The 15,584-nt window shown below is 70.5% G+C and carries 15 protein-coding genes; 13 read left to right on the forward strand and 2 right to left on the reverse strand.

The features are described from left to right. Positions 1–11: 11 nt before the first annotated feature. From MMA15_RS18495 to MMA15_RS18555, 12 genes are all read left to right on the forward strand, one after another. Positions 12–1,394, forward strand: coding sequence for an Nramp family divalent metal transporter (locus MMA15_RS18495; protein WP_241061186.1), 1,383 nt, complete (start codon positions 12–14; stop codon positions 1,392–1,394). A gap of 235 nt (positions 1,395–1,629) precedes the next feature. Beyond that, positions 1,630–2,811 (forward strand): hypothetical protein, encoded by a 1,182-nt coding sequence (locus MMA15_RS18500; protein WP_241061188.1) that lies wholly within the window; start codon positions 1,630–1,632, stop codon positions 2,809–2,811. 3 nt (positions 2,812–2,814) lie between these two features. Beyond that, a complete protein-coding gene (gene cpaB / locus MMA15_RS18505; protein WP_241061190.1) occupies positions 2,815–3,546 on the forward strand; it encodes a Flp pilus assembly protein CpaB in 732 nt (243 codons plus the stop codon). Between the two features lie 15 nt (positions 3,547–3,561). Continuing rightward, the gene (locus MMA15_RS28505) at positions 3,562–5,724 is read left to right on the forward strand and encodes a CpaE/TadZ family protein (protein WP_372498268.1); all 2,163 of its coding nucleotides are present in this window, start codon (positions 3,562–3,564) and stop codon (positions 5,722–5,724) included. A 7-nt stretch (positions 5,725–5,731) separates the two neighbouring features. Continuing rightward, on the forward strand, positions 5,732–6,235 hold the full coding sequence (locus tag MMA15_RS18520) for a TadE/TadG family type IV pilus assembly protein (protein WP_241061192.1): 504 nt from the start codon (positions 5,732–5,734) through the stop codon (positions 6,233–6,235). Positions 6,236–6,280: 45 nt separating this feature from the next. Beyond that, on the forward strand, positions 6,281–7,633 hold the full coding sequence (locus MMA15_RS18525; RefSeq protein WP_241061194.1) for a TadA family conjugal transfer-associated ATPase: 1,353 nt from the start codon (positions 6,281–6,283) through the stop codon (positions 7,631–7,633). A gap of 155 nt (positions 7,634–7,788) precedes the next feature. After that, positions 7,789–8,733, forward strand: a complete 945-nt coding sequence (locus tag MMA15_RS18530) for a type II secretion system F family protein (RefSeq protein WP_241061196.1) — start codon at positions 7,789–7,791, stop codon at positions 8,731–8,733. 14 nt (positions 8,734–8,747) lie between these two features. Further along, positions 8,748–9,650, forward strand: coding sequence for a DUF5936 domain-containing protein (locus MMA15_RS18535; RefSeq protein ID WP_241061198.1), 903 nt, complete (start codon positions 8,748–8,750; stop codon positions 9,648–9,650). A gap of 361 nt (positions 9,651–10,011) precedes the next feature. Then, on the forward strand, positions 10,012–10,215 hold the full coding sequence (locus tag MMA15_RS18540; protein WP_241061200.1) for a hypothetical protein: 204 nt from the start codon (positions 10,012–10,014) through the stop codon (positions 10,213–10,215). A 44-nt stretch (positions 10,216–10,259) separates the two neighbouring features. Further along, a complete protein-coding gene (locus MMA15_RS18545) occupies positions 10,260–10,811 on the forward strand; it encodes a hypothetical protein (protein ID WP_241061202.1) in 552 nt (183 codons plus the stop codon). 32 nt (positions 10,812–10,843) lie between these two features. Then, a complete protein-coding gene (locus MMA15_RS18550) occupies positions 10,844–11,434 on the forward strand; it encodes a hypothetical protein (RefSeq protein WP_241061204.1) in 591 nt (196 codons plus the stop codon). Positions 11,435–11,438: 4 nt separating this feature from the next. Continuing rightward, the gene (locus tag MMA15_RS18555; protein ID WP_241061206.1) at positions 11,439–12,209 is read left to right on the forward strand and encodes an OmpA family protein; all 771 of its coding nucleotides are present in this window, start codon (positions 11,439–11,441) and stop codon (positions 12,207–12,209) included. Between the two features lie 245 nt (positions 12,210–12,454). Here MMA15_RS18555 and MMA15_RS18560 read toward each other — a convergent pair whose 3' ends face one another. Then, the gene (locus MMA15_RS18560) at positions 12,455–12,634 is read right to left on the reverse strand and encodes a hypothetical protein (protein WP_241061208.1); all 180 of its coding nucleotides are present in this window, start codon (positions 12,632–12,634) and stop codon (positions 12,455–12,457) included. An 811-nt stretch (positions 12,635–13,445) separates the two neighbouring features. After that, positions 13,446–14,498: an L-glyceraldehyde 3-phosphate reductase gene (gene mgrA, locus MMA15_RS18565; RefSeq protein ID WP_241061210.1), complete on the reverse strand. Its 1,053-nt coding sequence runs from the start codon at positions 14,496–14,498 to the stop codon at positions 13,446–13,448. Between the two features lie 209 nt (positions 14,499–14,707). Between mgrA and MMA15_RS18570 the strand changes: the two genes are divergently transcribed. Further along, positions 14,708–15,511 (forward strand): isoprenyl transferase, encoded by an 804-nt coding sequence (locus MMA15_RS18570; RefSeq protein ID WP_241061212.1) that lies wholly within the window; start codon positions 14,708–14,710, stop codon positions 15,509–15,511. Positions 15,512–15,584 lie beyond the last annotated feature (73 nt).

Raw genomic sequence — 15,584 nt, forward strand, 5'->3', positions numbered from 1 at the left:
GGCGGTCTGAGATGGCAACCGAGGACAGCAGGCAGAGCGGGGAATCCGCCTCCACACCGAGCGGCCCGGCAGACCCGGAGGGTCCGTCGGCTCCGCCCGTACGCAAGGCCAGTTGGAAGCTTGTCGGTCCGGGCATCGTCGTCGCCGCGACGGGCGTCGGCGCCGGCGACCTGGTGGCCACGCTCATCGCAGGCAGCAAGTACGGCTACACCCTGCTGTGGGCCGCCGTGATCGGCTGCATCGTCAAGATCGCGCTCGCCGAGGCGACCGGCCGCTGGCATCTGGCCACAGGGCGCACGATCTTCGACGGCTGGCGTTCGCTCGGGCCGTGGACCACCGTCTACTTCGCCGTCTACGTCGTGGTGTGGGGCTTCGTCTACGGCGGCACCGCCATGTCCTCCTCGGGGCTGCCCCTGGAGGCGCTCTTCCCCGGCGTGCTCGACCTCAAGGGCTGGGCGATCATCACCGGGCTGATCGGCCTCGTCTTCGTCTGGTTCAACCGGTACGCCGTCTTCGAGAAGGTCATGACGGTGCTGATCGGCATCATGTTCGTGGTCGTGGTGTACGTCGCGATCCGGGTATCGCCGGACATCGGCGCGAGCTTCGCGGGACTGGCGCCCGTGCTGCCGGACGGCTCGCTCTTCTACACCCTCGGGCTGATCGGCGGCGTAGGCGGCACCATCACCATGGCCGCGTACGGGTACTGGGTGAACGCCAAGGGCTGGACGGACAGCAGCTGGATGAAGATGATGCGGCTCGACAACCGCGTCGCGTACATCACCACCGGCATCTTCGTCGTGGCGATGCTGATCGTCGGGGCGGAGCTGCTGCACTCCACCAACATCGCCATCGCCGAGGGCGACAAGGGCCTCGCCGACCTCGACAAGGTGCTCGAGGACCGCTTCGGCGGCTTCACCTCCACGCTCTTCCTCATCGGCTTCTTCGCCACGTCGTTCACGTCGCTGATCGGCGTATGGCAGGGCGTGAGCCTGATGTTCGCCGACTTCGTCGAGCGGCTGCGTGCCGCCCGTGACGCGGGGAGCGAGGGCCCGAAGGAGAGCGAGGGCGCGAAGGAGGGCGAGGACGACCCGGTGCGCGCCGTCGCCGCCGGTCAGCGCGAGACCTCGCTGCCCTTCCGCGCGTATCTGCTGTGGCTGACGTTCCCGCCGATGACGCTGCTGTGGCTGGACCAGCCCTTCGCGCTCGTCGTGGCTTACGGCGTGCTCGGCGCGTTCTTCATGCCCTTCCTGGCGCTCACGCTGATGTGGCTGCTCAACTCCAGCCGTACGCCGAAACAATGGCGCAATGGAATCGTGAGCAATGTGATGCTCTTCGTCTCCGGGATGCTCTTCATCGTGCTTTGTGTGCAGCAGGTGAAGGAGATTCCCTGGTAGGGGCGTTGACGCCCGTACGGCATGGGAGGCGGGCCGCCGGGGCGGAACTGTAGCTAAGTGAGTACCGGCCGCCGCGGCGGATTGATCCGCGGACGGGGCGGGGTATGGCAGGGGCAGCAGCCGGGGCGAAGCTGTTCCGAGGGCGGGTCCGCGCCCGTAAGGTGTGATGTCGTCAGATCAACTTGGCGGTCGGGTACTCGGGCCTCATGGCCCGACTGGGAGCTCGGGGGCGGGGATGACCACTGCGATAGCAGTCACGAGCCACAGTCACATGCTGCCGCCGCCCGACCGGAACACCCCGCGGGCGTACACCTTCCAGCCGCCCGAGGAGCAGGCCTTCGACGTGGCGCTCGCGGAGACGCAGCGGCTGGTCGAACTGCACGGCCATGTCGTCGTCGTGCACCCCACCACGCTTCCCAAGACCTTCCTGCACAGGCTGCACGCGATCCGCTCGGTGCTGGAGAGCGACCGCATCGCGCTGATGCCGACGTCGCTGCCGCCTCTGGGTACGGCCGTACTCGTGCGGCAGTTGAGACAGCTCTCCTTGTGCGAGTTCAGCCCCGGCGTGCTGGGCGCGTCCGTACGGCTGCTGGCGCACTACATCTACGCGGGTGCACTGCTCAACTCCGTAGCCAAGCTCGACCATCTGCCCGGCTCCCTGACCGCGAACGCCAAGTCCTGGAATCCCAGGGCGCAGTTCGCCGTGCTGGCCGCGCCGACGCCTCAGCTCGTCCGTACGGACAGCGCGGGCGGCAGCGGCGGAGCGGGCACGGGCGGCGCGTCCGGTTCCGGTGCGGGGCTGAGGGCGACGCTCGCCGGGCCGCAGTTCCCCACGCATCTCACCGTCGCCCGGGGCCAGCTCAACTCCCAGTGGGTCTCCTCCTCGCTGGCACCGCAGTGGCGCGTGGGCGACGTCCAGGAGACCTATCTCCCCGACGAGTCGTCCGCCTGGTGGGGGACGGGCAGGCTCGTCGAGTTCGCCGCCGCGATCCCCGACGTCTCCGTGCTCTACCGGCTGGTGTCGTCCGTGCGGCGGGACGAGTGCCACTGGTGCGGTCTCGAACTCATCGGTGACCGCTGTGCGTTCTGCGCGGCGCCCGCCCCGTACGGGCAGGGTCCGCGCACGCGCGGGGCGCAGGCCGCACGGTCCGTTCCCTCCAGGAGCGGCGTGCGTCCGGGCTCCGTCGGCGGGCGCTCCGGCGCTGGTACGGCCGGAGGCCCGCCGGGCGGCTCCGCCTCCGGTGCCGGTTCCGGTGCCGGGCGGGACGGCGGTCGCCGCAACGAACTCCCCGGCAGGGGCAGTTCGGGGCTCGCCGCCTTCCTGAAGCAGAAGCACGCGGCCGCCGCCGAACGCTCCGAATCGCGCTCCGAATCGCAATCCCGTCACGCTGTTGTCGCCGATCCCCGAGGTCTGTAGTCCATGAATTCACGCCAGCGCCGTGGCGTCATCCTGCTGGTCGTCTCCGTCCTCTGCGCCCTGGCGGCGTTCGGGGGCGTGCTGGCGCTCATACGTGACGTGGAGTCGAAGGTCGGCCCCGAGAAGACGGCGTACGAGCTGAAGGCGGACGTGCCCGCCTACACGTCCCTCGACGCGGGGCAGTTCGAGAAGGTGTCCGTACCGGAGCGCTGGCTGCCGGAGACCGCGGTCACCGACCTCGGCGAGCTGCGCGACAAGGTCGCCGCCGGCAAGCTCCGCAAGGGATCGCTGCTCCAGTCGGACATGATGTCCGAGCGGCCCGAACTCAAGCCCGGCCAGCAGGAGATCGCGATCATGATCGACGCCGAGACCGGTGTCGCGGGCAAGATCGACCCGGGCAGCCGCGTCAACATCTTCGCCACCTTCGAGGGCGATCAGCCCGCGTCCGGCAAGGGCAGGACGCCCAACCAGTCGAAGGTCATCGTCAGCGACGCGAAGGTCATCGACGTAGGGAAGCTCACCCCGTTCAAGGAGAACTCCGACGAGGAGAACCGCGGAAGGCTCGGCGAACGCGACGGCGTCCCCATCACCTTCGCCCTCTCCACCGTGGACGCACAGCGCGTCGCATACGCGGAGTCCTTCGCGGAGCACGTCCGTCTCGCCCTGGTCGCCCCCGGCGACGGCGGCGACATCCCCGAGAGCGACCGTACGTACACGCTCAACGGGGACAAGTGAGGCAGGAATCAGCCGATGGTCACCCGCATTCAGCCAGCCGTCTCCGACCCGGAAGCCGCCAGGTCGGTCGTCGGCCTGCTCAGCCAGCTTCCCGACAGCGAGCCGGTGCCGCCCGCGGCCGACTCCACCCAGCTGCTGGAATCCCTCGCGCGGCTGGCGGAGGGGACCGTGGCGGACCTGCCGGAGGTCGTGCTCGTACACGAACTGATCCGGCCGCTGCCCGCGCTGGAGCTGATCCGTGAGATCGCGCTGCGCTTCCCCGCCGTAGGTGTCGTCCTCATCACGCGCGACACCAGCCAGCCGCTGTACTCGGCCGCGATGGACGCAGGTGCGCGCGGCGTACTGGGGCTTCCCCTCAGCTACGACGACCTCGCCGCGCGGGTGGGCGCCGCCGCCTCCTGGGCGGTGGGCGTACGCAAGCACCTCGGCGGCATGCCCGAGGAGTCCGCGGGACTGGGCGGCACCGTCGTCGCGGTCACCGGTGCCAAGGGCGGCGTCGGCACCACCCTCGCCGCCGTCCAACTCGCCCTGGCGGCACAGGCGTCGGGGCGCGGCACGGCCCTGGTGGACATGGATCTCCAGTCGGGGGACGTGGCGTCGTACCTCGACGTGCAGTTCCGGCGCTCGGCGGCGGATCTCGCCGGTATCTCCGACATCTCCGCACGCGTGCTCCAGGACGCGGTGTTCGCCCATGAGTCGGGGCTGGGGCTGCTGCTCGCGCCGGGCGAGGGCGAGCGCGGCGAGGAGGTCGACGACCGTGCGGCCCGCCAGATCATCGGTGCCCTCAGGGCGCGCTACGACATCGTCGTGATCGACTGCGGTACGCAGCTCAACGCCGCCAACGCCGCCGCGATCGAGACGTCCGACAGCGCGGTGCTGGTGACGACGCCGGACGTGGTGGCCGTACGCGCGGCCAAGCGCATGGTGCGCATGTGGGACCGGCTCCAGATCCGCAAGGCGGAGGAGACCGTCACCCTCGTCAACCGCACGTCGCGCCTCACGGAGATCCAGCCCCCGCTGATCGCGCGCATCGTGGGAACTCCCGTGGCGGGCACGACGATCCCGGCCAACTACAAGGAACTCCAGAGCGCCCTGGACGCCGGGCGCATCCAGGACCTGGAGTCCAAGAGCGCGGTCAAGCAGGCACTTTGGGCCTTCGCCGGTGAACTCGGGCTCGTCACCGCCACCGAGGCGACGGGCGGCGGCAAGCACGGGAAGGGCGGCGGCCGCGGCTCGAAGGGCGCCAAGGGGCAGGGGTCGGGACAGCCGAAGCAGGTGCTGCCGCCGTCGGTGTCGAGTTCGTCCGGGCGGGCGCTGCCCCCGGGAGCCTCGTCCGGTACGCAGGGGCAGCAGGGAGCCGCGGGCGCACAAGCCGCACAGCCGGGTCAGTCCGCTCAGGCGGCGGCTGGTCAGGCGGGCCAGGGGCTCCACGGCCAGGGCGCCCACGGCGGGGCACCGGACCAGGCAGCGCAGCCGGGACTCGCCGGGCAGCCGGGCCGCCGTACGGGCCCGCCCGGACCCGGAGGTACCGCGGCGGCTCCCGAGGCACGCCAGGGCGACGTGGGCGGCCGTCAGGCGCTGCCTCCGGGCGCGTCGGGCCGTACGCTCGGCGCCTCGCACGACGAGCCGCCGGCGCGCGAATACCGCGACCACCGTGCGCCGCACGAGCCCAACAGCGCCGCGCCGTTCCACACCCGTACCAGGGTGGCGCCCGTGGGCCCCGACATCGGGCGCGTACAGAGCGGACGGCCCGTACGGCCCGCGCTGGACGACGACGACATCGACGACGAGGGCGAGACCAGCGTCTGGGGCGAAAAGGGCGCCGTCACCGTGGAGTTCGCGGGGATGGCGCCGGTCGTGCTGGCCGTGCTGGCCATCCTGTGGCAGTGCGTACTGCTCGGCTACACGTTCTCGCTCGCGGGCAACGCGGCCGACGAGGCGGCACGTGCCGCGACCGCCGCCGCCTCGCAGGGCGACGCCCAGGGCGCGTGCAAGGCCGCCGCGACCAAGCATCTGCCCGCGGAGTGGCGGAAGAAGTCGACGGTGCGCTGCGACCTCGAAGGCCACCTGTGGAAGGCGGACGTCGGGCTGTCCGCGCCCGTCCTCTTCCCCGGCGCCGGGAAGCTTCCCTTCAGCATCAGCGGTACGGCGGGGGCCGCGCAGGAGGGCGAGGGGTGAGCGGGGGATGAGCGGTACGCGGACGGTGAGACGCGCGGTGCGGACGGTGCGGGCTGTGTGCTCGGTACGGACCGCGCGGGCGGCTGGTGCCGTGCGCTCCGCCCGTGCCGCAGGGACGCGGGCGGGCGAGCCCGGTCGCGGTGCCCCTCGGAAGCGGCCCGGCGAACGTGAACGCGGCGCCTCCAGCCTGGAGTTGGCCGGAATGCTGCCGCTGCTGCTGCTCGTGGCGATGGCCGCGATCCAGCTCGGCGTCGCGGGTTACGCCGTGCAGCAGGCCGGTACGGGCGCACGCGCCGCGGCCCGTATCGCCAGCCGCGACGACTTCTCCGACGACTACGCGGCGTCGGGCAGGGCGGCGATGTCCCAGTGGACCGCGTCCCGCAGCAAGTTCTCCCTCGGAGGAGCGGAGGACGAGGTCAAGGTGACCACCAAGGTGACCATCCCGTCCGTGGTGCCCGGAGTCGACGACTTCGGCGACGCCTCCCGCTCCGCGACCATGCCGCGCGACTGAGGCGGCCGCCCATATGAACGCGAACGCACAGAGAGGAGGCCGGAGTTGAGTCTGCGGGCCCGTATCACCACCCCCGAGACCCGGACGCGCAACGGTTCGGCCACCGACGGCGGCACCACGCACCTCGTGTCGGTCTACCGCGCCAAGCTCCTGGAGGAGATCGACCTCGCCGAGATGTCCGCCCTCGCACCGCAGGAGCGAAGGGCGCGGCTGGAGCGCGTGCTCGGGCACATCATCAGCCGCGAGGGTCCCGTGCTGTCCACGTCGGACCGTGCGCTGCTCATCCGCCGCGTCGTCGACGAGGCGCTGGGACTCGGCGTGCTCGAACCGCTGCTGGAGGACGCCGGAATCACGGAGATCATGGTCAACGGACCCGACCAGGTCTTCGTGGAGCGCGCGGGCCGCGTGGAGCAGGTCCCCGTGCGCTTCGCCTCCGAAGAGCAGCTCATGCAGACCATCGAGCGCATCGTCTCCACCGTCAACAGGCGTGTGGACGAGTCGAATCCGATGGTCGACGCCCGGCTGCCCTCGGGCGAGCGCGTCAACGTCATCGTGCCGCCGCTGTCCCTCAGCGGGCCCGCGCTCACCATCCGGCGCTTCCCGCGTGCGTACGCGCTGCACGAGCTGATCGCGCTGGGCACGCTCGACGAGTACATCCTGTCGCTGCTGTCGGCCTTCATCCGGGCGCGCTTCAACGTGATCGTCTCCGGGGGCACGGGCAGCGGCAAGACCACGCTGCTCAACGCCCTCTCCGGGCTCATCCCCGAGCACGAGCGCATCATCACCGTCGAGGACGCCGCCGAACTCCAGCTCCAGCAGCAGCATGTGATCCGGCTGGAGACCAGGCCGCCGAACGTCGAGGGCAAGGGCCAGATCACCGTGCGCGACCTCGTGCGGAACTCGCTGCGCATGCGGCCCGACCGCATCATCGTCGGCGAGGTGCGCGGCGGCGAGACCCTCGACATGCTCCAGGCCATGTCGACCGGCCACGACGGCTCGCTGGCGACGGTGCACGCCAACAGCGCGGAGGACGCGCTGATGCGGCTCCAGACGCTCGCGTCGATGTCCGAGGTCGAGATCCCCTTCCCGGCGCTCCAGGACCAGATCAACTCCGCCGTGGACGTGATCATCCAGCTCGCGCGGTTCGCCGACGGGTCGCGGAAGATCGTGGAGATCGTGCTGCTCGCCTCGCACGGCAGGGAGGTCTTCCGCATCGCGTCCGTCGCCCGCTTCGACGCCCGGCCCATGTCCTCGGACGGCAAGGTGCACGGCGCGTTCGAGCATCTGGCCGTACCGAGGCGTGTGGCCGAGCGGCTGCACATGGTGGGCGAGACCGTGCCGCCGGTCTTCGGCGTCGCGGACGACGCGGATCAGCTCACCACGAGGGAGGCGGTGTAGCGAGCGGGGCCGGGGCACGGCACACCCGGTCGTGACAGAGCAGCACACAGCAAGTCCCGCACAGCTCGGGACAGCCCCGCACAGCTCAGGACGCTCAGACAGCCCAGGACAGCCAGGAAACCCACGACCAGGAACCCCAGGATCAGGACCACGCCATGGAGACCACCGCACAACTCGCGCTCGGCGCCTTCCTGTTGGCCGGCGCACTGGCCGTCGCCGCGGTCATGGCGTTCGCGTCGGGACGCGCGCAGAAGAAGGCGCTCGTCGAGCGGCTCACCGCCGAGGCGGTCGGCCAGGAGCAGCCCGCGGACCGCCGCCGCGCCTTCACCGGCGTCGACAAGCGGCTGCGGCGTACCAGGCTGGGCCGCCTCGTGCAGAACCGGCTGGCCGCCACGGGCATGGACATCACGCCCGGCGAGTTCTTCGTGTACGTCGTCGTCCTCGTGGCCGGACTGTGGCTGGTCGCCGCGTCCGTGCTCGCGCCGTTCTTCGGGCCGATCGCCGGGATACTGGGCGTGATCGCCGCGGGTGCGTTCCTCACCCACCAACGGCAGCGCCGCACCGAGCAGTTCATCAATCAGCTTCCGGAGCTGTCCCGCATACTCGCCAACGCCACCTCCGCCGGCCTCGCACTCCGTACGGGGCTCAGCATGGCCGCCGAAGAGCTGGACGCACCGGCGGGCGACGAACTCACCCTCGTCACCAACCAGTTGGCCCTCGGCCGCTCCGTGGACGACGCGCTCGGCGAACTCGCGGAACGGCTGCCGTCACGTGAACTCGTCGTGCTCGTCACGACGTTGGTCCTCGCCAACCGCGCGGGCGGCACTCTCGTGGCGTCGCTGCGCAACCTCACGGACACCCTGGAGGAGCGCAAGGAGACCCGCCGCGAGGTGCGCACCATGCTCGCGGAGGTCAACGCGACCGCGTTCACCGTCCCCGTGCTCGGCCTCGGCGCGATGCTGATGATGAACACGATGATGCCCGGCGCCCTCGCCAGGGTCACCGGCTCCGCGCTGGGCCAGCTCGCGATCATCGTCGCGGTCGGCCTCTTCGCCGCGGGCTTCTTCGTCATCCGCCGGCTCGGCAAGATCGAGATCTGAGGAGGAGAGTGACCATGACCGCGGAGCTGATGCCCTTCCTCCTCGCCGGTGTCGCCGGGCTCGCCGTGTACGGAATCCTCGCGGGCGTCCGTATGTACCGAGCCGACGCCGAACTGCCCAGCGACCTCGCCCTCGCCCTCGAGGTCGGCTCCACGCGAACCACCAAGCGCGGGGCGGCCGTCGACCGTCTCGGCATGCCGCTCGCACCGCTCGTGCTGCGTCTGATGGGGGAGCGGCGCGTCGACAGCAAGCGCCGAAGGATCGACCAGGCGGGCAACCCCGGCGGGCTGACCATCCACCGCTATGCGGCCCGGCGCGCCGCGTACGGCGTCTTCGGCGCAGGCATGGCGCTCGTCGGACTGGCCGCCGACAGTTGGCTGTTCACCATCATCGTGCTCGCCTTCGGCTTCTCCGCCGCCGACTTGGGCATCCGGCAGGCGGTACGCGACCGCAAGCGCGTCATCGAACGCACCCTTCCCGACTTCCTCGACGTACTCGCCGTCGTCGTCTCCGCGGGCCTCAGCTTCCGTCAGGCGATGGAGCGGGTCGCCGAGCACTACGAGGGGCCCTGGGCCGACGAACTGCGCATCACGCTGCGGCAGATGGACCTCGGAGTGAGCCGCCGCGAAGCCTTCGACGACCTGCGCAAGCGCAACGACAGCGACCAGGTCGACCAGTTCGTCTCCGCGCTTCAGCAGGGCGAGGAGCTGGGAGCGCCCATCGCCGACACCCTCATCCAGATCGCCACGGACATGCGCCGCACGGACGCTCAGAACGCCCGCCGCCAGGCGGCCAAGACCGTGCCCAAGGCCACGATGACGACCATCGGCTTCCTGCTTCCGGGGACGCTGCTGCTGATCGTGGCCACCTTCGTACTCGGCTCGGACACCGACTTCGGCTCCGTACTGAACGGGTGACGTGATGAAAGCCGGACAGAGACGAGAGTTCCAGGGGACGCACCCCACATGGATTCAGGGGGCGCCGCCCAAGCCGGCGTCGCCCCAGTCGGTGTCGCCGCCGGGCATGCTCCGGGGGCGCGCCGTGCACGCCCGTCGCTCCCAACTCCCCCTTTACGACGCCCCCTTCGCCCAGGGCGCCCGATGTGGCACAGTCTGCATTCGGGCAACGACGGTGGGCGACGAGGTGAGGGCGGCATGACGGGGCGTCGGACCACTTCAGCACCTTCCAGCTCCAACTCGTGTACGCCGGCTGCCCGTTTGGCCCGCGACGAGACCGTCAACAACTACACCGAGCCCGTCATCACCGAAGGAGACCGCGATGTCGAATGCCATCCGCAACTGGCGCCGGCGCGCCATGGAGCGCATGCACGGCCGCGAGTCGGACAGGGGCGCCAGCGCCATCGAATACGCGGGCATCGTGATCATCGTCGCCGCGATCATCCTCGCGATCAGGGGGCTGGGCCTGAACACTGCGATCTCCGCGGGGATCGCGAAGGCCGTCAACAGCATCCTCGGCGGCTGAGAAGACGAGCCGGGGGCGGGGCCGGACGTGACGAGGGGGCGACCGTGATCCTCTACGGAGCGGTCATCGCCGGTCTGCTCTTCCTGGCCTTCGCCTTCTTCGCGGTGGCGCAGGCGGGCACCGTACGCAACGGCGGCCAGTCCGCCGCCGACGCCGCCGCGCTCGGCGCGGCCCAGGACGACCGGGACGAACTCTTCGAGGACTTCCTCGACGCGATCCTCGACGGCAAGGACCTGGAGGACATCCTCGACGGTCTCGGCTCCATCGCCGGCGACGGATGCGGCGAGGCGGACCACTTCGCCGGCCGCAACCGCTCGGACGTCGTGAGCTGCGACCCGGTCGAACGGGACGGCCACAACGGCTACACCGTGAAGGTCCGTACCCGCTTCGACACGGGCGAGACGATCGTGCCCGGCGCGGACAACAAGAAGGCGGAGGCCGAAGCCACCGCCGTGATCAAGCCCCGGTGCGAACTCGCGGACGACGGCGATCTGATCGAAATCACCTGCGACGGCGACGACTTCACCATCGACCCGGACGACATCGACCTCGAACTGAAACCGTCGGATCTCTTCTCGGTGGTGCTGGTCGGTTGACGAGCGGACGACGAAGAGGGGACGAGCTACCCATGACCATTCGGCGCACCAAGAGGCCCCGTAAAGGGATGACCGCGGCGGCGATCACCACGGGTCTGGTGCTCGCCGTGGCCGGTTGCAGCGGCGGAGACGACGGCGGAGACGGCGGCGCCAAGTCGGGCGACTCCTCCCAGCAGGACGGGTCGGGCGGCGCGGGCGGCGGTTCCGTCGACACGGACAAGGTGCTCGCGCAGGTCAAGGGCGGCAAGGGCGGAGACCTCACCCTGACCATCAACTCCGCGCAGCGCGACAGCTCCGGATTCACCACGTTCAAGGGGACGTTGAAGAACGAGGGGCCCACGGTCGCCGTACTGCCGGGCTGGGCGAGCGACGAGTCCGAGCTCAAGGACAACGGCCTGTCGATGGCCGGGGCGACGATGATCGACAAGAAGGGCAAGAAGCGCTACTACATCCTCCGGGACACCAACGGCCACTGCCTGTGCACCAAGTTCACCGGCGGCTTCGAGCAGGGCGAGACGTCCGAATGGTTCGCGCAGTTCCCCGCCCCGCCCTCGTCGACCACCAAGGTCGACTTCCAGGTGGCGGACATGCCCAGCGCCACGGTCAAGCTGTCAGGTGAGTGACGAGATGAAGCCGACCCGAGCGACCGGCGCGACCCGCGCCCATGTGCTGCGCACCCTGGTGTGCACGTCCGCCTCCGCCGTGCTGCTGACGGCGGTCACCGCGTCGAGCGCACGGGCGGACGACCCCGTCCCGGAGCCCACCGTGAAGGTCCCCAGTGGCCCCACGTCGCTCCCGGGCGCCGACGACCCCACGACCATCCCCACCACGGCGCCCTCGCTGCCGGGCGAGGGCGGCGCACCCGCGCCCGACTACAGCGAACCGCCGGACAACATCGGCGACTCCAAGCCGCCGGTGAAGATCGACCCGCAGGCGGCGGGCCTCAAGCTGGCGGACGGCGCCAAGCTCGCACCGTCGAAGGTGCTCGACATCAAGTTCGTCACCGAGGACCTGGGCGGTGCGGAACGCCGCGAGGACAGCACGGGGAAGACGAAGTTCACGCTCCAGGCGGAGGTGCTGTTCCCGAGGGACAGCTCCAAGCTCGACAGCAGCGCACGGTCGCGCATCTCGGACATCGCCGACGAGATCAACTCGCAGAAGTCGAAGGAGATCAACGTCTTCGGCTTCACGGACGACCTGGGCTCCTACGAGCACGGGAAGAAGCTGTCGAAGAAGCGCGCCGACGCCGTGCAGAAGGCGCTGGCCGAGGAGCTGGACCCCACCGTCGCCTTCAACGTCCGCGGCTACAGCGAGGATTACCCGATCGCGGACAACAACAGCGAAGAGGGACGGAAGAAGAACCGCCGCGTGGAGGTGTCCTTCCCGCGCCAGGGCTGACGGGTGTCGCCGCCCTGGCGGGACGGTGCGGGGCGTGTGCCCGGCCGTAGTGCGGGGCGTGTCCCGCCTCGCTCCACGGCTCTCGTCTCGCGCTTCGGTGGTATGCGCCGGTGTCAGGCGAGAGTCGCGCCGGTCCGGCTGGAGGTCGGGTCGCTGGCTCGGAAATCCGGGCGGTCAGGGCCAGTTGAACGGAATCCGGGACTCGGACGGAGCCGGAGCGCGGCCGGACCCGTCTCTACGGGGGCTCAGGCCGCCCGTGTCACCTGGGCCTGAACGGCGCGCTTCCAACTCGTACGCAGCCGGTCCAGCTCGGCGAGGTCCGCCTGCGACCAGATCGTGCGGCCCGAGACATACTGCCGGATCGCCTCGTTGGCTTCGGCAATGGTCTGACCGTCTGACCCTGGTGGCTGGGAAGTGGAGGACATGTGTCAAGACTAGGGCCTCCCACTGACAGCGACGGCCAAATAGCGGGCGATTTAGGTCACGTGACGCCAACTCAGCTCATGTAAACCCCACTTGGGGCGAGGCGACCCGACCATCCCGAACCCGCCCTGACCGGCGCCTTCGCCCCGCGGCACCCGCTGTCCGCGCCGCCTCGCGCCGTCCGCCGCCCTCGCGCGGACGGTCTCACCGTGAGCGATGCCTCAGTCATGGGGGGGTCGTGATCCGGCCACGGGCGAGGGTCGGCAGTGGTTCATCGTCGACTGGCGGTGCTCCACGTCTACCTCGGCGGTTGGGAAAGACCTGAAGGCATCGCGGCGCTGGAGAACAGAGACCGCTCGGCCTTGAGTCAAACGCTCACCGAGTATTCCGACGGCCTTCTTGAGGGGCGACGACTGGACGTGGGCGTACTCCGCCGCACTTGATCGCGGAGGCTGCCCCGCCCGCACCGTCACCGTCATCGTCGCCCCCGCGTGCGGGGGCTTCCGCGGCCCCCTACCCGGAGGCGTCAAGTCCGCGTTCGTCCGCGGGTCGCTCGTCGGGGTACCGCGGTCGGTGGCCGCCTCGGGCAGGCCGCAGGCGGGCCGACAGGGCGGAGCCCAGGGCCTGAGGGCCGCGGGGCGCTGAAACGATGCGCCTCGTAAGTCAGTTGGTGCCCGGACGGGACCTTCTCAGGGGCTAGGGTGGGAACCCCCCCTCGGGCCGGTCCGTATCCCCCCACGGACCGGCCCGCTTTACGTTACGGGCGTCGCACCGAACCCGGCGCCGACCCCAGCGCCCCAGCGCCCCGGTGCCTCAACTCTCGCTGCTGCGCGCCCAGATGTTCGTGCCGGGCTCGGAGACCGCGTAGGAGTCGATCTCGCGCAGCTCGTCCGCGGTGAGGTCCGGCCCGTCCAGCGCGGCCACGTTCGCCTCCAACTGGCGCACGCTGCTGGCGCCGATGAGCGCCGACGTCGTCCTCGGGTCCCGCAGCACCCAGCGGAGCGCGAGCTGCGCGAGGGACTGTCCGCGGCGTCGGGCGATGCCGTCGAGGCCGCGCAGCCGCCCGACCACGTCCTCCGTCAGGAGCGCCGGGTCCAGCGACGTCCCCTTCGAGGCGCGCGACCCCTCCGGGACGCCCTGGAGGTACTTGTCGGTGAGCAGCCCCTGTGCGAGGGGCGCGAAGCAGATGCAGCCCATGCCCTCGCCCTCCAGGGTGTCGAGCAGGCCGTCCTCCTCCGTCCAGCGGTTGAGCATCGAGTACGAGGGCTGGTGGATGAGCGCGGGCACTCCCATCTCCCGCAGCAGCGCCGCGGCTTCGCGCGTCCGCCGGGAGTTGTACGAGGAGATGCCGGCGTAGAGGGCCTTTCCCTGACGCACGGCGGAGGCCAGCGCCCCCATCGTCTCCTCCAGCGGCGTCTCCGGGTCGAAGCGGTGGGAGTAGAAGATGTCGACGTAGTCGAGACCCATGCGCCGCAGCGAGGCGTCGAGCGATGAGAGCAGATACTTGCGGGAGCCCCAGTCGCCGTAGGGGCCGGGGTGCATCGGATAGCCCGCCTTGGTCGATATGACCAGCTCGTCACGGTACGGGCGGAAGTCCTGGGACATCAGCTTGCCGAAGTTGGACTCGGCGGAACCGGGCGGCGGGCCGTAGTTGTTCGCCAGGTCGAAGTGGGTCACGCCGAGGTCGAAGGCGCGGCGGAGGATCGCCCGCTGCGTCTCCAGCGGGCGGTCGTCGCCGAAGTTGTGCCACAGGCCGAGCGAGACCGCGGGGAGCTTGAGGCCGGAACGGCCCGTACGCCGGTACTCCATGGAGTCGTAGCGGGCGTCGTCCGCACGGTAGGGGTGGAGGGAGGAGTCGTCCGTCATGGCCTCTTTCCTATCAGCGGCCCCCGACGGGCGCCCGGCCCCGCCTCCTCCCGGCTCGGGCACAGGCCCGCGCCCGCGACCCGCGAGCCCAGGTCCGCTTCCCCGTCCCGAACGCCCCCGAGTCCCCCCGGCCCCGAAGCCGCCGATACCTCCCGTACCGGCCCGAACAGCCCGAGTTCGTCCAAGGGCTTCACCCGCAGTAAGGTTCTATGGTCCCGGACTCGCCGAAGGAGGGGCTGGCCATTTACAAGAAGAAGCTTCGTGACCTGGCGTACCGGCTCTACGCCCGCCGGGTGGAGTACCGCCTCGACACCGACCAGGTGCCCAAGCACATCGGCGTGATCCTGGACGGGAACCGCCGCTGGGCCCGGGCCTCGGGCGGCACTACGGAGCAGGGCCATCAAGCCGGAGCGGAGAAGATCCGCGAACTCCTCGGCTGGTGTGAGGAGACGGACGTGAAGGTCGTCACGCTCTGGCTCCTGTCCACGGACAACCTCAGCCGCGCGGAGAACGAGCTGCTGCCGCTGCTCAGCATCATCGAGGACACCGTGCGGGACCTGGCCGACGCCGGGCGCTGGCGCGTGCACCACGTAGGCCAGCTCGATCTGCTCCCGGACCGTACGCAGCAGGTGCTGAAGAAGGCCGAGGAGAAGGCCGGGACGATCGACGGCGTGCTGGTGAACGTCGCCGTCGGGTACGGAGGCCGCCAGGAGATCACCGACGCCGTGCGCTCGCTCCTGTCCGACCGTGCCGCAGCCGGTGCGAGCCTGGACGAGCTGGCGGAGACGCTGACCGTCGAGGACATCTCCGAGCACCTCTACACCCGGGGCCAGCCCGACCCCGACCTCGTCATCCGCACCAGCGGCGAGCAGCGCCTCTCGGGCTTCATGCTCTGGCAGAGCGCTCACTCGGAGTACTACTTCTGCGAGGTCTTCTGGCCGGCGTTCCGGAAGGTCGACTTCCTGCGTGCGCTTCGGGACTACGCGGCACGCCACCGGCGCTACGGGAACTGACGACGCCGGGCACCGAGCCCGGCCTCGCACCGTCCCGGTGCCGTCCCGGCGGACCCGTACCGCCAAGGCGGAC

This window comes from Streptomyces marispadix, from assembly GCF_022524345.1.
Taxonomy (GTDB): Bacteria; Actinomycetota; Actinomycetes; order Streptomycetales; family Streptomycetaceae; genus Streptomyces; species Streptomyces marispadix.